Annotated in this window: 14 protein-coding genes; 8 read left to right on the forward strand and 6 right to left on the reverse strand. The window is 39.4% G+C overall.

All coding sequences use genetic code 11. The annotated features are described in order from the left end of the window. The first annotated feature begins 472 nt into the window (after positions 1-472). Both FTT98_RS15750 and FTT98_RS15755 read left to right on the forward strand, forming a co-directional pair. Positions 473-964, forward strand: coding sequence for a hypothetical protein (locus FTT98_RS15750; protein WP_180117884.1), 492 nt, complete (start codon positions 473-475; stop codon positions 962-964). Positions 965-1,170: 206 nt separating this feature from the next. Beyond that, positions 1,171-1,773, forward strand: coding sequence for a nitroreductase family protein (locus FTT98_RS15755; RefSeq protein WP_180177551.1), 603 nt, complete (start codon positions 1,171-1,173; stop codon positions 1,771-1,773). A gap of 153 nt (positions 1,774-1,926) precedes the next feature. Here FTT98_RS15755 and FTT98_RS15760 read toward each other — a convergent pair whose 3' ends face one another. Further along, positions 1,927-3,714: an acyl-CoA dehydrogenase gene (locus FTT98_RS15760; protein WP_180035737.1), complete on the reverse strand. Its 1,788-nt coding sequence runs from the start codon at positions 3,712-3,714 to the stop codon at positions 1,927-1,929. Between the two features lie 122 nt (positions 3,715-3,836). On the opposite strand from FTT98_RS15760, the gene FTT98_RS15765 reads away from it, so the two are divergent. Continuing rightward, positions 3,837-4,823, forward strand: coding sequence for a GlxA family transcriptional regulator (locus FTT98_RS15765; RefSeq protein ID WP_180011429.1), 987 nt, complete (start codon positions 3,837-3,839; stop codon positions 4,821-4,823). A gap of 7 nt (positions 4,824-4,830) precedes the next feature. On the opposite strand, the gene FTT98_RS15770 is transcribed toward FTT98_RS15765, so the two are convergent. The 5 genes from FTT98_RS15770 to FTT98_RS15790 all read right to left on the reverse strand — a co-directional run bounded on the left by FTT98_RS15770 (position 4,831) and on the right by FTT98_RS15790 (position 9,253). Next, a complete protein-coding gene (locus tag FTT98_RS15770; RefSeq protein WP_180054838.1) occupies positions 4,831-6,030 on the reverse strand; it encodes an MFS transporter in 1,200 nt (399 codons plus the stop codon). Beyond that, entirely contained in the window at positions 6,014-6,460 is a 447-nt protein-coding gene (locus tag FTT98_RS15775; protein WP_180177552.1) for a MarR family winged helix-turn-helix transcriptional regulator, read from the reverse strand. The genes FTT98_RS15770 and FTT98_RS15775 overlap by 17 nt, the downstream gene beginning before the upstream one ends. 190 nt (positions 6,461-6,650) lie before the next feature. Then, positions 6,651-7,424: a DUF805 domain-containing protein gene (locus FTT98_RS15780; RefSeq protein WP_180177553.1), complete on the reverse strand. Its 774-nt coding sequence runs from the start codon at positions 7,422-7,424 to the stop codon at positions 6,651-6,653. A gap of 139 nt (positions 7,425-7,563) precedes the next feature. Then, positions 7,564-8,118: a thermonuclease family protein gene (locus FTT98_RS15785; RefSeq protein ID WP_180021742.1), complete on the reverse strand. Its 555-nt coding sequence runs from the start codon at positions 8,116-8,118 to the stop codon at positions 7,564-7,566. A 217-nt stretch (positions 8,119-8,335) separates the two neighbouring features. Beyond that, positions 8,336-9,253, reverse strand: coding sequence for a LysR family transcriptional regulator (locus FTT98_RS15790; protein WP_180021744.1), 918 nt, complete (start codon positions 9,251-9,253; stop codon positions 8,336-8,338). Between the two features lie 93 nt (positions 9,254-9,346). Between FTT98_RS15790 and FTT98_RS15795 the strand changes: the two genes are divergently transcribed. The 5 genes from FTT98_RS15795 (at position 9,347) to FTT98_RS15815 (ending at position 14,619) form a co-directional block, all read left to right on the forward strand. Continuing rightward, a complete protein-coding gene (locus tag FTT98_RS15795) occupies positions 9,347-10,588 on the forward strand; it encodes an acyl-CoA dehydrogenase family protein (protein ID WP_180003722.1) in 1,242 nt (413 codons plus the stop codon). A 110-nt stretch (positions 10,589-10,698) separates the two neighbouring features. After that, positions 10,699-11,820 (forward strand): phosphotransferase family protein, encoded by a 1,122-nt coding sequence (locus tag FTT98_RS15800; RefSeq protein ID WP_180073901.1) that lies wholly within the window; start codon positions 10,699-10,701, stop codon positions 11,818-11,820. Further along, positions 11,817-12,515, forward strand: a complete 699-nt coding sequence (locus tag FTT98_RS15805; RefSeq protein WP_180177554.1) for a histidine phosphatase family protein — start codon at positions 11,817-11,819, stop codon at positions 12,513-12,515. The genes FTT98_RS15800 and FTT98_RS15805 overlap by 4 nt, the downstream gene beginning before the upstream one ends. A gap of 19 nt (positions 12,516-12,534) precedes the next feature. Next, a complete protein-coding gene (locus FTT98_RS15810; RefSeq protein ID WP_078193819.1) occupies positions 12,535-13,278 on the forward strand; it encodes an SDR family oxidoreductase in 744 nt (247 codons plus the stop codon). 294 nt (positions 13,279-13,572) lie between these two features. Beyond that, entirely contained in the window at positions 13,573-14,619 is a 1,047-nt protein-coding gene (locus FTT98_RS15815; protein ID WP_180177555.1) for a fatty acid desaturase, read from the forward strand. Positions 14,620-14,780: the final 161 nt, after the last annotated feature.

The raw sequence follows: 14,780 nt of genomic DNA on the forward strand, positions 1-14,780 counted from the left end.
AGCAAGTAACTTGGACCAGTGTTGATCATTTAGCATTGTTCGAGGCATAGCGAGTGTAAAATTGGGTTTGGCGATTTAATTTTACTATCTCGCTATTTTTTTAATCAACAAATGTCAACAGACCCTATTCATCTAAAGTATTTGTAAACAAGTAGAGAGGCTGATTTATATTCAGCCTCTCTTTTTATTGGATCTATGATTCATCAATTTTTCAGCTAGATACTGCCTAATACAGATTCTTTTGATTCATTTTCAGCTGTAAAAGTATAGATATAAACTGGATGATTTATAAAAAACTGGGTAACGAAAAAATGAAGCAAGGCCAATGTTGGAAGAGAGTAATTCATTGGATTGGGCTTTGAATTCATTGGCACACTTGTTAAAATGCCTTTCTTTTTCTGTTTTCGTTGCTATTTGACATTTGTTTGAATAAATATTTGCAAGACAGTGTTTTATTTAAGGATTTCCCCCAATGCTCACCATCTATTTGACAGATGTCCAAAAGAACGTTCAATTTAAAGACTATCCGGGCGAGCATCCTGTTAAATTTGTATTGAATTTTAAAAAGATTTTTCCAAGCGTTATGGAGCTTTTGCTACCAGTTTTGCCTGAAAATGAAAATCTTGAAGAAATGAGCTGGGAATCGACAACGCCAGATTTTGAAAAATTTAAATTACTACTCAGTGGGTGGGGCGTAATTGAGCTACGTTTGAATGCTATTGCCCAATATAAAGACCGTGCTTATGCAGATAACTTGGTAAAAAAAGCACAGCAAAAACGTAAAGAATATAAAAAAGCACAGTCAAAATTACAAACCGTTGAACTTGATTATTTATTCATGCACGAAGTTCATGGTTTGATTGATGCAGAGTTGGTCGAGCTAGGTGAAAAATTCTATCTACCGACTTTACGTGAGCTTTGGAAAAACCAAGTGTCAGCGAATGTATTAGAAGCAAAATTCTAAACTGCACACAGTTTTAGTCGAAAAATCCTCCGCTTAGGAGGATTTTTTATATGCACAGCAGAACTTCAGATTTACTGCGGCAAGTGACTGTTTCATAGTGACCCATCAAGCAAGTGAAGCATTCAAAACATTTGGAAAGTAGCGATACTTATTATTCCAAATGTATCTGATTCATCTACACATTATATTCTAAAGGACCATTTTATATGTCAAATCAGTTTATTGACCTGATTCGCAAACGTCGCACTATTTATGCTATTGGGGACAATGTAAGCCAAAGCACAGAATATTTAACTGATTTGATCCAAACAGCGATTAAACAAAGCCCGTCTTCATTTAACTCACAATCTTCTCGTGCTGTTATTTTATTTAATGCTGAAAGTGAAAAATTTTGGGGCTTAGTCGCTGACAAATTAAAATCTTATGCAAAAGATGAAGAAAGTGCTGCGAAGACGACGGCTAAAATGGCAAGTTTTGCAGCAGGTTTAGGTACAGTTCTGTTCTTTGAAGATTTGGATGTGGTCAGTGGCCTACAAGCACAGTTTCCTTCTTATGCAGAAAACTTTCCGATTTGGGCCGAACATTCAACTGCCATTGCCCAATTTGCGACTTGGACCGCATTGCATACCGAAGGTTTAGGCGCATCACTACAGCATTACAACCCAATTGTGGATGAACAAGTACATGCTGAATGGGACATTCCTGCGCATTGGAAACTTCGTGCTCAATTGGTTTTTGGTTCAGTGGAAGGTGAAGCGAAAGAAAAAGGCTATATGGATGATGCCGCTCGTTTTAAAGTCTTCCAATAATTGCGGCGTATAGCACACTATCTTGATAAAAAAGGAACGAAACTATGTTCCTTTTTTATTGCAGTTATATTGAAATAGATAGGGTTGGACAAGATTTTCATCCGTGAAAACCTTGTCCAGATTAGCCCATTGAGGACTGAGCTAAACGGGTGACTAGAACCAACTTTCTTGCATGTTGAGGCAAGTATCATCAAGTTCTAGCAATAACTTGGCTTGGTGCTCTATTTCAGGTAATTCCCAGCGGATAAAATATTGCGCGGCTTGTAATTTACCGGCTAAGAATTGTTGATCTTCAGCTAAATCTGAATGTTCAAATTTCACAAGAGCTTGATTAGCCATTTCAAGCCATAGCCATGAAATGATGACTTTGCCCATCATGTCTAGATACAAGGCAGAATTACCCAGTACCTGATCGACACGACCTTGTGCGAGGACTTGTCCCAAACTTTGTGTGGTTTTCTTCACCGTGTTTAAATGCCCTGAAAAAATCGCTGCAAGCGCTTCCGTTTTTGGATGTTGAGCTTGATCAATCGTATTTTGCATACGTTGTAATAACAGCATCAAACCTCTGCTGTTGTGCTGCCAAAGCTTACGACCCAACAAATCCAAAGATTGAATACCAAATGTACCTTCATGGATCGGATTTAAGCGGTTGTCGCGATAGCATTGTTCAAGTGGATATTCGCGGGTATAGCCAGCGCCACCTAAAACTTGAATGGCTAAATCATTGGCTTTTGGTCCATAGGCGGAAGGGAATGATTTGACGACAGGGATAATCAAATCTAATAACAACGCGCTGTCTTCATTGTTAGCGGCTTGATGTTCATCAATTAATCGTGCAGCAAATAGGCATAATGCGAGTGCGCCTTCCACATAGGATTTTTGTGCCAAAAGCATCCGTTTAACATCTGTATGTTGAATAATATTGACAGGTTTTGAGGCAGGATTTTTATCTGATACTAAGCGACCTTGTGGACGGTTTTTGGCATATTCAAGTGACTCTAAATAGCCACGGTATCCAATCATGGCTGCACCTAAGCCGACACCGACTCGTGCTTCATTCATCATCTTAAACATATATTTAAGACCAGCACCTGCTTCACCAATCAGATAGCCTGTACATTGGTCTTTTTCACCAAAGCTCAGTACTGTCGATGTTGTACCTCTGTAGCCCATTTTATGTAATAAGCCAGCCAGTTGAACGTCATTGGCGCCTGCAAGTGAACCATCGCTCAGGGTTTTAAACTTCGGAACAATAAACAGAGATATACCTTTTACGCCCTGAGGTGCATCTTGGATGCGAGCAAGGACCAAATGGACGATATTTTCAGTGATGTCTTGGTCACCCCCTGAAATAAACATCTTTTGGCCTTTGATGAGGTAGGTACCATCGGCTTGCGGTATAGCTTTTGTGGTCAAATCACCTAAAGATGAACCCACATCAGGTTCAGTCATGGCCATCGTTCCTGCAAAGCGACCACTGAACATATGCGGTACAAACCTATCTTTTTGTTCAGTCGTACCGAAAGCTTGAATCACATTTGCAGCCGCAGCGGTTAGAAATGAATAAGCCACTGATGAAGGATTTGCTGACATGAAATAAGCATTTGCAGCCATGTTGATCAAAGTCGGAAGTTGCATACCGCCTGCATCATAATCATGCTGTGCACAAAGCAAGCCGGCATCTGCAAATTGCTTCCATGCCGTTTTGACTTCAGCAATGGTTTTAACCTGTTGACCATCAAACGTAGGTTCGTTTTGATCGGCTGTTGCGTTATGCGGGGCAAAAAAGTCTTGAGCAATACCTTGTGCAGTTTCTAGGATGCTTTTGAAGGTTTCAGCATCATGCTCAGCAAAACGTGGGTAATGCGTTAAGTCTTGCGCTTTAAACACGTCAAATAGCAAAAAATTTAAATCTTTGTCATTGATTAACTGCGCCATTGATCAATCTCTAATCGGGTCGAATTTTATGGCTTAAGCCTAGCAGTTGATTTTTAGATATAGAATTGTCAATAATGACACTTAATAAGTCAAAAATGACATTTTGATAATTTGAAATTTAAATGAAGAAAATCATAATTTTAGCATTTGATGGTGCTTTGGCTTCTGCGATTACTGGGGTTGTTGATCTCTTTGCAATGGCGGGTGTCAGTTGGAATCGGATCCAAAAACAAAATGTGCAGCGGCTATTTCAGGTCAAAATTGCCTCACAACATAGTCAAGCAGTGCAATGTATCAATGGCATCAAGCTTTTTGCAGATTTAGCATTTTCTGAAATAACAGATGCAGATGTCATCATTGTCCCAACGATAGGTGCGCCGATCTTAGATGTTTTAGCGCAAAACGCAGCACTGATCGAATTATTAAAAACTCGGCAATTGCAAAGCGGACTGATCGCAGGAAATTGTACGGGTAACTTTTTTCTGGCAGAAGCAGGGCTTTTAGATGGTAAGCAGGCAACGACGCATTGGGGCTTTCAGCAAATGTTTCGTGAACGCTATCCTTTGGTAAGACTGAATGCAGATCAGCTCATTAGCCATGATCAAAATATTTACTGTGCTGGAGGTGGCTTAGCATGGTTTGATTTGGGACTGCACCTGATAGAACGTTTTTATGGTTTTGAAACGGCAATCCACACGGCAAAATCATTTGTATTGGATTATCGTCGTGATAGTCAGTTGTCCTATTCATTATTGAAAATATCTAAACCGCATCAGGATGGTTTGGTGCAAAAAGTTCAAGATTGGTTAGAACAGCATTATCATGAAAATATAGTCTTAGATGAACTTGCGGCGCAGTTTAATGTGACAACAAGGACATTGATTCGTCATTTTAAAGCGGCTTTGGATATGCCTCCCAATCAATACTTACAATCAATACGGATTGAAGCTGCACGAAAGCGTTTAGAAGAAACGGGACATGCTTTAGATCTGATTATGCGAGATGTCGGCTATAATGACCCAAGCTCATTTCGACGGTTATTTCAAAAAAAAACGGGGCTGAGCCCCTTAGAATATCGTCGACGTTTCAGCCGACGATTTGATGTTTAGCTACAGTTTAAGCGGTTCGAACGGTATAACGGCCATGTAAAAAGTAGTAGGCACCAATACATGCAAAGGCTGCAAAGGCGCTATACAAATACAATTGTGAGTAGCCAATATGGTCGAGCAATTTACCGATAAAGTACGGTCCAAAGCCTAAGCCGGCATCCAAAAAGATAAAGAAAGTTGAAGTGGCAAAGCCCATACGTTCAAGCGGCGCACTTTTTACCGCAACTGTTTGGCAGACCGACTGAATATTGCCATAACCGAGTCCAAGTAGGCCTGCACAAAGTAAAAGCATCCATGAACTCTGTGTGATGCTGAGCAATACCAATGCCACGCCCATAATCACAAAAGCAGGGTAGATCACAATATTTTCACCTTTACGGTCCATCAACGGGCCTGTAAATGGGCGAGAAATTAAAATCGCAATGGCATACATCAAAAAGAAAAACGAGGCTGTTTCAACCAAATCGATTTCTTTGGCATAAAAGTTAATGAAAGACAAAACGCCTGAATAGCAGATTGAAGCGAAAAGCATGATGAATGATATCGGTAATGCTTTAGGTTCTACAAATTGAGCAATCCAACTCGGTTTTTTGACAGCTTCAACAGTATCGAGGGGTTTATTAATTTTGGGTAAATCGGGCACTTGAATCAGCAAGGCAACCAATAGGCAGCTCAATGCGATAATCGTAGAAACGATAAAAATCGCATGATAACCAATATGTAACATCATCCAAATGGCAAGAAATGGCCCAATAGCCGTACCTAAAGTACTACTCATGCTGTAGTAGCCAATGCCTTCACCGCGACGTGTCGCTGGTAAGATTTGGGCAATTAAGGTACCCAGCACTGTTGATGCCATACCCATCATAAAGCCATGCATAAAGCGTATGAAAAGCAACATGCCGACGCCAAACTGAATGAAGTAAAAACCAGAAAAGACTAAAAAGCCAATTAAACCAACGATCAGTGTTGTTTTACGACCAAAACGTTCTAGGAACTTGCCCACCAATAAACGCCCGACCAATGTGCCGACAATGAACAAGCCAGAAACTAAACCTGCTTGGGCTGTAGTCGCACCCAATTCAGCCACCGCATAGCCCACGATCACCACAACCAAGAGATAAAAGGTTAAAACCAATTGGAAGTTAATGGCGCTGACTAAAATAAAATTTCGAGTCCAAAGTGGTGCTTTATCTTGCATGATCATCACCTACAGTGTTTTGTTCAAGTTCTTGCATGACACGGTGTAAAATTTGAATGGAGTGTTGGATATCTTGGCTTGCTAATGGCGCGATCAGGCGCTGCTCAAAGGCATCTATGTCTTTTGCACATTGCTGAAATAACTCACGTCCAGTCTCGCTGAGCATCATTTTCTTTTGACGTTTATCGTCAGTTTGCACATGTGCCAAAATATCCATCTGAGCAAGAATTTTGACACGCTTAGTGATGGATGGCTTGGATACATTTAAATATTCCGCCATTTCAATAGATGTACAAGCAGTTTTTTCACGGATGACAAACATGACTTGCCAAAGTGAATAGTTCAATTGATAGGGCAATAAAATCGTGTTGATTTCATCACTCATCAGACGCGCACAGCGCAGAAGTGAAGAGCGGAAACCTAATGAGGTATTCATGATAGTTAACTAGGGTAACTAAATTATCGCAACTGTACGCCTAATTTATTTTGAATTCAAGTGAACAACTCAAAGCATAAAAAACAGGTATAAAAAAACCTGCGCGCACACAGGTTTTCTTGTATAACATTTCATTTAAAGCTTATCGTTCAATGCATATCATTGAATTGATAACTTAAACAATGCGTGTTTATTCTACAGAAGCTTCTGCAGCTGCAATTGCAGCATCTTCTGCTGAGCTGTCTGCATTTTCTAAAATTTCTACACTTTCACCATCTGCATAAGCAAGTTCTTCACCTTCTGATTCAGCTTGCTCTAAATAAGCCGCAAGTTGTTCATCCGTTAATTCAGGTTCACCTTCAGACATCATCGCTTGTTCTTGTAATTGCGCTTGTTCTAAATTGTTCATCATACTTTGCATATTGAACATCAATGGGATCATGACCAATAAATAAACAATCATCAGGATTAGATACAATGACCCAATGACTTTCTCTGTTTGTTCCGTTGGACGTTTTATGCCATATTTATTTTCACCTTCGGTGCCTTTTGCAGCCATCACATAAATGCTAAAGATGGTGCCGACCAGAGGGATGAGAAAAATTAAGCAGAGCCAACCGCTTTTATTTAGATCATGTAAACGACGAATCGTAATGCAGATCATTGCGACAAACATTGCAACGATAGAAACGACAATGAGAGCGATCGCACTGAGTCCTAAGAATGAATTAAAAAGTGCTTCAATATTACGTTCTGCTGAATTGAAAAATGCAAAAAGACCTAGCGCGACGCTGATGCCCAATAGACAGGTATAAATCATGCTAATGATAAATAACCACGCTAAATAAGACAGGCGGCCAAAACGTCCTTCAGGAGACAGTGGATGATCGGCTTTTTGAATTTGAGGTTGAATATTTTGATCTTGTTGAAACGGATTCAATTCGCTTGAAGTAAGTTCAGTCATTATTATTCCAATTTTAATTATCTAATTTATTTTCTATGCCCAAAAGGGCAGCATTATTGTATAGCGAAGTAAAAAAAGGTCAAATATTAGACATGGCTAAGTCATCAAATATTCCTTAGCCATGCTGTAATGTGGTCTGTTATTTATGTAATTTACGATACTCTTTAGGGCGCATTGGACGACTGGCTTTCCACAAACCTTTCTTTTGTTTACGTGCTTTACTTTGTAAATTCATCATATAGTGCAAATGCTTTTGGTCACGGATGTATTCTTCGTACACCCACGCAGCACCACGTTTTACCATTTCTTCATTCATGCATTTACGATAGCGATAAATAACCCCAACGCAGCGGCCATAACGGTCTACATCAGTGATTTTTACACGGACAAATTTCTTATAAACCATGGATTTGATCAGGCGGGCTGACTCTTTACCGTAGGCTTGTGTCGATTCTGGCGCATCCACATAAGCAAAGCGAAGTTTGGTTTTAGAACGTCTCAGATTCATCCGATAGCAGGTGAGGGTATCGCCATCACTAATATCGGATACACGGCAGAGGTAAGATTTTCCTTTCTTAAAGGGTTGAAAAAAATCCTTTAAGAAAATGGTGACTTTATAGAAAACATAGACTGTGATCAGGCACAATACTGCACCTAAAGCCATGAGCCAATTTGTGGAGAGATTTGAAAGCATACATAATGATATGAACGAAGTCATATCGCATAAAAACAGGAGTTTAGATTTTATAAGAACTCATGATTTATGGCTGTCGAATAAACCGGCGGTCAGTTAAAAATACATTAAATAATCAGCATTTGATCTATAAATATACAGCAAGTTTCATCACGCAGAATTCAATCTAAATCCATGTGAATAGCCTAAGCAAGCTGATATATCATCATAAAATAGCCTAAGCAAAAATTTTAGAAATTTGGCTTCGCAAAAAAACATGCCGCGAATTTAATTCCAAATCATTATGCCAATACATCCCTAGTTTAATTTTCGGCAAGTCTACAGGTACATCAAAAATATTCAGTTCGGGAGCAACCTGTAAATGCGTCAAAATATTTTGCGGAATCGTTAATATTGCCTTGGGTTGCTGTGCCAAAATTTGTAGCGCAGTAGAGTAATGCTGACAGCGTAAAAAAATCTCTCTAGAGTGTTTTTTACGATTTAAATAAATATCTTCAACTAATACACCTGCACGTCGGGAAGAAACCCCAATGTGAGGAGCAGAAAGATAAATAGATTCATCCATCTTGGAATGTTGACTACAAACCACGAATTGGTCTTCAACTAAAGTTTGAAAATTTATTTTTTCACCAAAGTTTTGCTCAAGATCAATCGCAAAATCGATTTGCTGTGCAGCAAGGTCAGCCACAATGGTTTTGCGGTCTAATTTAATACTGGAAAATTGGATCTGAAACTGTTGCTGTTGAAAGTGTTCAACTAACTTAGGAAAAATAATCGGTTCAATTTCATCATGTACGGCAATTTTTAAGCTCTGTACCATTGAAGGAGTAAATTGTTGTTTTTGGATAGAAATACTTTGAATCGCAATAAGCGCATTTTTAATTACGGGATAAATCTGTTCAGCAAATGGAGTCGGGAGCATTTTTGCCCCAGCACGTACAAATAAGTCATCTTGTAAATGTTGTCTTAAACGTTGAAGTGCATGACTCGCTGCAGACTGAGTAATACACAAAATTTGTGCTGCTTTTGAAATGCTTTTTTGTTCATAAACTGCGATATATAGTGGATATAAATTGATATCCATACGGTGGAAAACACCCATATCGATGACTGTGTTTTTATGAATACTATTCATGTTCATCTATTGAATTAAATCATTTTGTTCATATTAGATTTCAGGTTATGGTGTTGTAAAGCGTAAAGAACAGAATATTTAAAGGATGTTGTCATGTTTGAACTTTCAGCACGTGCACAAGATTATATTGAAAGAACAAAAAAATTTATTAAAGATGAAATTGAGCCTGTAGAAACTGAGTTTTGGGCAGAAGTTCATGAGCTGAACCAAGGTGGTGATTGGACCAAATGGCAATGGCCAGCACAGTTAGAGGTTTTAAAAGATAAAGCCAAAGCTGCAGGCTTATGGAATATGTTTTTACCTTGTCCTGAACTTGGGCAAGGCTTATCTGTACAAGAATATGCACACATCGCAGAACTTTCAGGCCGTAGCTTACTTGCACCTACAGTATTCAATTGCAATGCACCTGACAGCGGCAATATGGAAGTGATTTGGCGCTATGGTACAGAAGAACAAAAGCAGCAATGGTTAACACCATTACTGGACGGCAAAATCCGTTCAGTATTTTGTATGACAGAACCTGCTGTTGCTTCAAGTGATGCAACCAATATGGAAGCTACAGCTGTCGTTGAAGGCGACGAAATTGTGTTGAATGGCCGTAAATGGTGGTCTTCAGGTTTAGGTGATCCTAATGCTAAAATCATTATTTTTATGGCGCATACACCAGATGAAAGCAAAGACCGTCATCATCAGCATTCAATGGTTTTAGTACCAGTTGAAACTGCTGGAGTGAAAATCGAACGTATGCTTCCAGTCTTTGGTGATTATGATGCACCACATGGACATGGTGAAATTAGCTTCACAAATGTACGTGTTCCTGTTGCAAACTTTATTGGCGGTGCAGGTCAAGGTTTTGAAATTGCACAAGGTCGTTTAGGCCCAGGCCGTATTCATCACTGTATGCGTTGTATTGGTGCTGCCGAAAAATCGCTAGAACTGATGATTGACCGTGGTATGAGCCGTACTGCTTTTGGTAAAGAAATCTTAAAACTCGGTGGAAATTTAGAACGCGTAGCAGAAGCACGTGTTGCGATTGATCAGGCACGTTTACTGACCCTTTATGCAGCATATAAAATGGATACTCTTGGGAATATGGCTGCATTAACCGAGATTTCTGCCATTAAAGTGGTCGCGCCGAGTGTCTTAGAAAAAGTTGTTGATATGGCGATTCAAATCCACGGCGGTGCTGGGGTTTCTAGAGATACACCGCTCACAGGTTTCTTTGCGCAAGCACGTTCACTGCGTCTAGCTGATGGCCCTGATGAAGTGCATAAAGGCATGATTGCAAAATTAGAATTGGCGAAGCGCGGTTATAGCAGCCGTCGTAAAAAATAAACAAGTTGTAGTCACATATTTGGCATGGCAACCCCGAGTTGTCCATGCTATAAAACTATAGAAAATTATATTTTTATCATCATGATAGATTCAAATTTAGGAAGAAAAGCATGTCAGTGATCGATGTAGGCGGTTCAGTTCGTGAGGGTGAAGAACTGGATGTACGTGCTGTAGGAAATTGGTTGATTGAACATGGCGTTGAAATAGAAGGGCCTGTAGAAGTCACTCAATATTCAGGCGGTGCATCAAATTGGACTTATCGCTTAAAATACGACAATGCTGATTTAATTTTACGTCGTCCACCGAAAGGCACCAAAGCCAAGTCTGCACATGATATGGCACGTGAATATAATGTACAGAAGGCATTATCTGAATTTTATCCTGTGCTCCCTGAAATGGTGGCGCTATGTCAGGATGAATCAGTGATTGGCTGTGATTTCTACGTGATGAAGCGCGTAGAAGGTATCATTCCACGTGCAAACTTACCCAAAGAAATCAATTTTGATGAAACTCAAGTTCGAGCGTTGTGTACCAACGTCATCGATAAGTTAATTGAACTGCATCAAGTGCCATATGAAGGCACAGCTTTAGAAAAAATAGGCAAGGGCGACGGGTACTGTCGTCGTCAAGTGGAAGGTTGGGACGCACGCTATGAAAAAGCCAAAACCTTAAATGTTCCTTCGTTTAAATATGTCCGTAATTGGCTCAAAGACAATATTCCTGCTGACTCTAAAACCTGTGTAATTCATAACGATTGGCGTTTTGATAACGTGATATTAGATCCAAATGACCCAACCCAAGTGATTGGCGTATTGGATTGGGAAATGGCAACGCTTGGTGATCCATTGATGGACTTAGGTTCAGCTTTGGCATATTGGGTTGAAAGTGGCGATAACGCAATTTTTAAAGCGACTCGACGCCAGCCGACCAACTTGAAAGGCATGTTTAGCCGTAAAGAAGTTGTTGAATATTATTTGGATAAAACTGGGCTTCAAACGGATAATTGGACCTTTTATGAAGTATTCGGCATTTTCCGTTTAGCCGTAATCGCACAGCAAATTTATTACCGCTTTTACCACAAGCAAACCAATAATCCGGCATTTAAAGATTTTTGGATTGTGATCCATGCTTTACATATTCGTGCATTAAAACTTATTGGTTTGCAAAAACTTGAAGCCAATGACGTGGCACAAAAATATATTGAAAAAATGAAGGATATTTTAGGGAAATGACCACGATATATTTAATTCGGCACGGTCAGGCTTCTTTTGGTGCAGAAAGCTATGACAAGCTTTCTCCCAACGGCGAGCTACAGGCTAAGGTGCTGGGACAGTATTTCGACCGTATTTTAAAAGAAAGTCCTTATGTAGTTGCAGGCTCCATGCAACGTCATCAACAAACAGCCAATCTTGCATTGGCTGAATGCTTTCCAGAAGCACAAGTTGATACAGATAACGCGTGGAATGAATTTAATCATCAGCAAGTTTTTGCTCAGTATGAACCTCGATTTAACCAGCCGCATTTATTAAAAGAAGATGTATCTAAGCATGAAAACCCGCGTGCTTATTTATCCAAAATTTTTGAAGGTGCCATTGAACGTTGGACAGGCGGAGAATTTCATCATGAATACGATGAATCTTGGCCACATTTTAAAAATCGAGTCGAAACTGCTCTAGAAAAGTTATGCAATCAACTGGCTGAAACCAAACCGCGCTATGCTGTTGTGTTTAGTTCAGGTGGTGTTATCTCTGTTGCAGCGGGCAAAATTTTAGGGCTGAGTCCAGAAAAAACATTTGCACTCAATTGGGCCATTGCCAATACCAGTATGACAACACTGCGTTTAGTCGGAAATGAACCGCAATTACTCAGTTTAAATGAACATCATTTTATAAAAGCAGTTGATCCAAATTTATTAACTTGGATCTAAGATAAACAAAGGAATTATCATGGCTAAAACAATTTTAATTACAGGTGCAAGCTCAGGGATTGGTGCAGGAATGGCACGCGAGTTTGCACAAAAAGGCTACAACTTAGCCATTTGCGCACGTCGTTTAGAGCGTCTAGAAACGCTAAAAAATGAACTGGAAAGCCAATATGGCATCAAAGTGATTGCGAAAACCCTCGATGTCACAAATTACGATCAAGTGTTTGAAGTGTTCCGTGCCTTTAAAGCAGATTTTGGCAGTATTGACCGTGTTATTGTCAACGCAGGTGTCGGTGAAGGTCGTCGTATTGGTAAAGGTAATTTTGAAATTAACCGCGCCACAGTTGAAACTAACTTTATCTCTGCTTTGGCGCAATGCGAAGCTGCGGTTGAAATTTTCCGTAGCCAAAATGCAGGGCATTTGGTGGTGATTTCGTCGATGAGTGCTATGCGTGGTATGCCTAAACATTTAACGGCTTATGGTGCAAGTAAAGCAGGTGTTGCTGCTCTAGCTGAAGGTATTCGTGCAGAGCTGATTGATACCCCAATTAAAGTGACGACTATTTTCCCTGGTTATATTCGTACGGAGATCAATGAAGGTGCGAAAAAACTGCCATTTGAAGTCGATGAAAAAACTGGTTCACATCTTTTAGCAAAAGCCATTGAGAAAGCACCGGTTAAAGCTTATGTACCACAATGGCCCTGGTTGCCTTTAGGTCTTGCAATGAAAGTATTGCCGTTGAAAATTGTGAATAAATTGGGTTAATTCTTTATATAATAAAAAAGCTCCAATATTGGGGCTTTTTTATTCTCAAATGATCTTCACCTTCCTCTGTAGGTTAAAAAGGAATACATAAAACCTGTGATCAAAAGACATTAAAAGCAGCCGATTTTGCAAAGAAAAATTGGAGTAATTACTCAGATTATTTATAAATAAGATATTGAAAATAAATAAAATGTTGAATATTTGAACAGACGATGATTTGTTCTCAAAATAGCGATTTCCTTTTTTTTAATTTGCTTTAATGTACAACTGTTCATTAATTTTTAGGTTTGTACTATGTCTATGTCTTCCGATATGACAGATCAACAGCGAATTAACAAAGTCAGAACTGTCGTAACGAAAGCTGGTGAAGACTTACGTCAGCAATATCCCATTTTAAAACATCAAAACTTTATAGGCGCAGCCATCCTTATTTTTGCGCTACTGGGAATGTTGGGTTCAGCTTGGGCGTTTGCTGTTGGCATTTTACCGGCATGGGCTTGTGTGATTTTGGTGGCGATGTTTGCTTCACTGACACATGAATTAGAACATGACCTGATTCATTATATGTATTTTAAAAAGACGCCATGGGCTCACCATCTCATGTTGGCTTTGGTTTGGTTAGCACGTCCCAATACCATTAGTCCTTGGGCACGTCGTCGTTTGCACCTCAATCATCACAAGTATTCAGGTTCCGAATACGATTTGGAAGAACGGGGCATCAGTAATGGCATGCCGTGGGGATTGCGTCGTCTATTGGTCATGAGCGATCAATTGATGACGGTGTATTTGCGCCCATTTCAAATGTTCAAAATGATTGGGAAATTCATTGAAAAACAACCTGAAAAAGAACGTAAAACTGCATTGTTCTCTCAACTGACTGGTTTTTTTCCTTTAAGTTTTATTTATTACGGCATTTGGTATGTATTTGTCATTTATCATGTGGTGAATGGTATTGCTCCAATGTTAGGACAAAGTATTAGTTGGTCAGTTAATTTAGTAAAGTTAATTCCGACGATTAATTTTCTTGCTGTAGTTTGGATTATTCCGAACTTTATACGCTCTTTCTGCTTACAATTTATCAGCTCAAATATGCATTATTATGGTGATATTGACCCACGCGATGTCATTAAACAAACTCAGGTGTTAAATCCGTGGTGGTTGTTCCCAATGCAATTGTTTTGCTTTAACTTCGGTTCGACCCATGCTATCCACCATTTTGTGGTCAAAGAGCCGTTTTATATTCGTCATCTAACGGCAAAAACTGCACACCAAGTCATGCGTGAGGTTGGTGTACGTTTCAATGATTTTGGAACCTTTAAACGCATAAACCGCTGGAATTAAATCAGTACCATCTTCAAAAAAAGCCCTCAATTGAGTAATGCCAGTCAGTTAAGCAAATTTTAGTAAAATGTAGTAAAAATGAGTGTATGTGAATACGCTCATTTTTTTATGTCTTTATCTGAACATTTAGAATCCACTCTTGAACATTCTCTCCCATCACT

The sequence above is a fragment of the Acinetobacter sp. YH12039 genome, from assembly GCF_013420015.1.
GTDB lineage: Bacteria > Pseudomonadota > Gammaproteobacteria > Pseudomonadales > Moraxellaceae > Acinetobacter > Acinetobacter amyesii.

What these genes read in the sequence shown, in the direction of transcription:
- FTT98_RS15760 (WP_180035737.1), bottom strand. Translation starts at nt 3,714, where the DNA reads ATGGCGCAGTTAATCAATGACAAAGATTTAAATTTTTTGCTATTTGAC.
- FTT98_RS15815 (WP_180177555.1), top strand. Translation starts at nt 13,573, where the DNA reads ATGTCTATGTCTTCCGATATGACAGATCAACAGCGAATTAACAAAGTC.
- FTT98_RS15770 (WP_180054838.1), bottom strand. Translation starts at nt 6,030, where the DNA reads ATGATCATGCAAGATAAAGCACCACTTTGGACTCGAAATTTTATTTTA.
- FTT98_RS15775 (WP_180177552.1), bottom strand. Translation starts at nt 6,460, where the DNA reads ATGAATACCTCATTAGGTTTCCGCTCTTCACTTCTGCGCTGTGCGCGT.
- FTT98_RS15750 (WP_180117884.1), top strand. Translation starts at nt 473, where the DNA reads ATGCTCACCATCTATTTGACAGATGTCCAAAAGAACGTTCAATTTAAA.
- FTT98_RS15765 (WP_180011429.1), top strand. Translation starts at nt 3,837, where the DNA reads ATGAAGAAAATCATAATTTTAGCATTTGATGGTGCTTTGGCTTCTGCG.
- FTT98_RS15785 (WP_180021742.1), bottom strand. Translation starts at nt 8,118, where the DNA reads ATGCTTTCAAATCTCTCCACAAATTGGCTCATGGCTTTAGGTGCAGTA.
- FTT98_RS15795 (WP_180003722.1), top strand. Translation starts at nt 9,347, where the DNA reads ATGTTTGAACTTTCAGCACGTGCACAAGATTATATTGAAAGAACAAAA.
- FTT98_RS15810 (WP_078193819.1), top strand. Translation starts at nt 12,535, where the DNA reads ATGGCTAAAACAATTTTAATTACAGGTGCAAGCTCAGGGATTGGTGCA.
- FTT98_RS15780 (WP_180177553.1), bottom strand. Translation starts at nt 7,424, where the DNA reads ATGACTGAACTTACTTCAAGCGAATTGAATCCGTTTCAACAAGATCAA.
- FTT98_RS15790 (WP_180021744.1), bottom strand. Translation starts at nt 9,253, where the DNA reads ATGAATAGTATTCATAAAAACACAGTCATCGATATGGGTGTTTTCCAC.
- FTT98_RS15805 (WP_180177554.1), top strand. Translation starts at nt 11,817, where the DNA reads ATGACCACGATATATTTAATTCGGCACGGTCAGGCTTCTTTTGGTGCA.
- FTT98_RS15800 (WP_180073901.1), top strand. Translation starts at nt 10,699, where the DNA reads ATGTCAGTGATCGATGTAGGCGGTTCAGTTCGTGAGGGTGAAGAACTG.
- FTT98_RS15755 (WP_180177551.1), top strand. Translation starts at nt 1,171, where the DNA reads ATGTCAAATCAGTTTATTGACCTGATTCGCAAACGTCGCACTATTTAT.